The sequence below is a fragment of the Mycobacterium sp. genome (genome assembly GCF_046095365.1).
In the GTDB taxonomy this organism is placed as follows: domain Bacteria; phylum Actinomycetota; class Actinomycetes; order Mycobacteriales; family Mycobacteriaceae; genus Mycobacterium.
This window is the reverse complement of record NZ_JBJTJF010000152.1, coordinates 1-3485: the sequence shown is the minus strand read 5'-3', so window position 1 is coordinate 3485 and position 3485 is coordinate 1. Positions and strand designations below refer to the sequence as shown.

4 protein-coding genes are annotated in these 3485 nt (G+C 73.9%); 3 read left to right on the top strand and 1 reads right to left on the bottom strand.

Features of this window, described 5'->3' with window-relative positions:
* A partial coding sequence (locus tag ACKOQ4_RS11795) for a glycerate kinase (protein ID WP_526292013.1) occupies positions 1 to 1088 on the bottom strand: 1088 nt, incomplete at its 3' end.
* A gap of 47 nt (positions 1089 to 1135) precedes the next feature.
* Here ACKOQ4_RS11795 and ACKOQ4_RS11790 point away from each other — a divergent pair.
* The 3 genes from ACKOQ4_RS11790 to cobT are packed head-to-tail and all read left to right on the top strand — an operon-like array spanning position 1136 to position 3369.
* Positions 1136 to 1801: a DUF3043 domain-containing protein gene (locus tag ACKOQ4_RS11790; RefSeq protein WP_526292011.1), complete on the top strand. Its 666-nt coding sequence runs from the start codon at positions 1136 to 1138 to the stop codon at positions 1799 to 1801.
* Positions 1802 to 1808: 7 nt separating this feature from the next.
* Complete coding sequence (locus ACKOQ4_RS11785) at positions 1809 to 2315, top strand: bifunctional adenosylcobinamide kinase/adenosylcobinamide-phosphate guanylyltransferase (protein WP_526292009.1); 507 nt, start codon at positions 1809 to 1811, stop codon at positions 2313 to 2315.
* 13 nt (positions 2316 to 2328) lie between these two features.
* Positions 2329 to 3369: a nicotinate-nucleotide--dimethylbenzimidazole phosphoribosyltransferase gene (gene cobT, locus ACKOQ4_RS11780; RefSeq protein ID WP_526292007.1), complete on the top strand. Its 1041-nt coding sequence runs from the start codon at positions 2329 to 2331 to the stop codon at positions 3367 to 3369.
* The last annotated feature ends 116 nt before the right edge of the window (positions 3370 to 3485 follow it).

Sequence of the window (3485 nt, the reverse complement as noted above, 5' to 3'; positions counted from 1 at the left end):
GGCCCCGCGGCGCCGACCCCGGCCAATCCCCCCGCGGTTCGTGCGGCCAGTCCGGTCAGCTGTTCGGCCGCGTCCTGCATCGCTCGCTCCACCGAGCCGGCGTAGTCGGACAGCGCGTGCGCCGCGCTGATGCCCGCCGCGGTCAGCTCCTGCGGGCCGAGGGCGACCTGGCCGGCCAGCACGACCACGGCGACCCCGAGCGGCCGCGCCACCGCCGCCAGCGAGCCGACCACCTTGCCGCGCAGCGACTGCCCGTCGAGGCGGCCCTCCCCCGTCACCACCAGGTCGGCCCGGTCGATCTCATCAGCCACGCCGGTGTGCGCGGCGATCAGTCGTGCGCCGGACTCCCGCCGTCCGCCGAGAGCCAGCAGTGCGGCACCAAGGCCCCCGGCGGCACCCGCCCCGGGCAGCGCGGTGACCGCCCGCCCGGTCGCCGTCTCCAACTGCTGCGCCCAGGCTTTCAGGCGGGACTCGAGAAGGTCGACGGTGGCCGGGTCGGCTCCCTTCTGGGGCCCGAAGACCCGGGCGGCGCCGGACGGCCCGAGCAGCGGATGCTCGACGTCGGTGGCGGCGGTCAGATCCACCCCGGCCAGCCTGTCGCGTGCGGCGGCGACGCCGCCGAGCGCATCGACCATTCCGCGGCCGCCGTCGGTGCACGCGCTTCCGCCCAGACCCACGACCACCGAGCGCGCCCCGATGTCCAAAGCCGCGTCGAGCAACTCGCCCACCCCTGTGCTCTGGGCGGCGACCGCGGTGTGTGCCGTCGGCGGCCCGCCGAGCAGCCCCAGCCCGCAGGCCTGCGCGCACTCGATGTAGGCGGTCCCGGTGTCGGGATCGAGCAGCCAGTCGGCGTCGACAGTTTCGCCAAGCGGGCCGCGGACCCGGGCGCGCCGGCGCTGCATGCCGGGGTGGCGTGCGACGAGCACGTCGACGAAGCCCGGCCCGCCGTCGGACAGCGGCAGCAGCACCAGGTGGTCGGCCGGACGGGTCCGGCGCCAGCCCTGCGAGATGGCCCGGGCCGCTTCGACGGCGGTCAGGCTGTCGCCGAAGCAGTCCGGCGCGATGAGCACCCGCGCGGCCCCGGTCATGGCAGCAGGCTACGGCCCGGCCGGGCGGGCGAAGTAACCTGGCAGGCGTGAAACTGCTGGGCCGCCGCAATGATGGGGCCGACGACGCCGAGGACGTCCCCTCCGGCACCGAGGTCGAGAACGGCCAGCCCGCGCCTGCGGGCACGACCGCGCCGAAGGGCCGGCCCACTCCCAAGCGCAGTGAGCGCAACAAGCGCCGCGGACCGGTGGCGCCGGCCCCGTTGACCGCCGCCGAGGCGCGCCAGCGGCGCAAGGAAGCCCGGAACTCGATGACCAAGGAGGAGCGCAAAGCCGAGAAGGTGCGGCAACGCTCCCTCGTCGCCCAACGCAACGAGCGCATGAAGTCCGGCGACGAGGCCTACCTGATCGCCCGCGACCGGGGTCCGGTCCGGCGTTACGTCCGCGACATCGTCGACTCCCGGTCCAATGTGCTCGGTCTGCTGATGCCCTGGACGTTCCTGCTACTCGTCGGCACGATGATCGCGCCCAAGCTGGCGCTGTACCTGAACTACGCGATGCCGGCAGTGACCATCGCGATGCTCGTCGACGGCTTTCTGTTGTCGCGCAGGGTCAATCGGGCCGTGGATGCGAAGTTCCCCGGCAACACCGAGTCGCGCGGCAAACTTGCCATGTATGCGGTGCCGCGTGCCATGCAGCCCCGCCGCTGGCGGGTGCCGCGACCGCAGGTCGCGCGCGGCGCCCAGGTGGTCTGAGCAGCGGGTGCGGACCCTGGTGCTGGGCGGGATCCGGTCGGGCAAGTCGAACTGGGCCGAGAATGCGCTGGATCGCGATGCGCCGGTCCGCTACATCGCCACCGGCGCGGCGCCCGGCGGCGACTCGGACTGGGCGCGCCGGGTCGCCGAGCACCGGGATCGCCGGCCCGCCGGGTGGACCACGGTCGAGACCGCCGACGTCGCCGGGCAGTTGCGCCGCAACCCCGGCATCGCGACCATCGTCGACGATGCGGGGGGCTGGCTGACCGCGGCGCTGGACCGGTGCGGCTGGCAGGGGTCGGTCGCGGCCGACGTCGACGATCTGCTGGCCGCGGTCGGTGACACCGCCGCCGATTTGGTTCTGGTCAGTCCCGAGGTCGGCCTGAGCGTGGTCCCGGCCACTGAGTCCGGGCGGCGTTTCGCCGACGAGTTGGGCGCGCTCAACCAGCGGCTCGCCGACAGCTGCGACCGGGTGGTGCTGGTGGTCGCCGGGCAGCCGTTGGCGGTGAAGTGAGCGCGCCGGCCTGATGGACTTCACCGAAATCGCACCCCCGGACGGCCGGGTCGCAGCGGCGGCTCGCCGCCGCCAGGATCTGCTGACCAAGCCGCGAGGAGCGCTGGGCCGGCTCGAGGACCTTGCCGTGTGGGTGTCATCCTGCCAAGGCCATTGCCCGCCAAGGCAATTCGACCGCGCCAGGATCGTGGTATTCGCCGCCGACCACGGCGTCACCCAGGCGGGGGTATCGGCGTACCCGGCAGAGGTCACCGCCCAGATGCTCGACAACATCGAAGCCGGGGGCGCGGCCGTCAACGTGCTCGCCCAGCAGGCCGGAGCAGGCGTGCGGGTCATCGACATCGCCGTTGACCGGGACACCCCGGCCGGGTCGTTCCGCATACGCCGCGGCAGCGGCAACATCGCCGTCGAGGACGCGCTGACCGCCGAGGAAGCGCACGCGGCTGTCCAGGCCGGCCGCAGCATCGCCGACGAGGAGGTCGATGCGGGGGCCGACCTGCTGATCGCCGGCGACATGGGTATCGGGAACACAACCGCGGCAACGACTCTGGTGGCCGCGGTGACCGGTGTCGAACCGGTGGCGGCGGTCGGCCGGGGCACCGGCATCGACGACGCGGCGTGGTGCCGCAAGACCGCGGCCGTTCGCGACGCGCTCTACCGCTCCCGGGCCGTGCACACCGATCCGCTGGGGCTGCTGGGCGCCTGCGGCGGAGCCGACCTGGCCGCCATCGCCGGATTCTGCGCGCAGTCCGCGGTCCGCCGAACCCCCGTGCTGCTCGACGGTCTGGTGGTGACCGCGGCCGCTCTGGTCGCCGAGCAGCTGGCGCCCGGAGCACGGATGTGGTGGCAGGCCGGCCACCGGTCCCCCGAGCCTGCGCACACGCTGGCGCTGAAGCATCTGCGCCTGGAGCCCATCCTCGATCTGGGCATGCGGCTGGGTGAGGGCACCGGGGCCGCGGCGGCGCTGCCGATCGTCAGAGCCGCCGTGGCAACCCTGTCGTCGATGGCGACTTTCACCGACGCAGGCGTCTCCGGACCCGCGAGCCGGCGTTGATGACCGGTCTGGCAAGCGCTTTCGGCTTCGCCACCGTGCTGCCGGTCGGCCGCGGTGACCGCGGGCCGGACAGCGCGACGATCACCGCCCTGCCGGTCGTCGGCGTGATCCTCGGG

What these genes read in the sequence shown, in the direction of transcription:
- cobT (WP_526292007.1), top strand. Translation starts at nt 2,329, where the DNA reads ATGGACTTCACCGAAATCGCACCCCCGGACGGCCGGGTCGCAGCGGCG.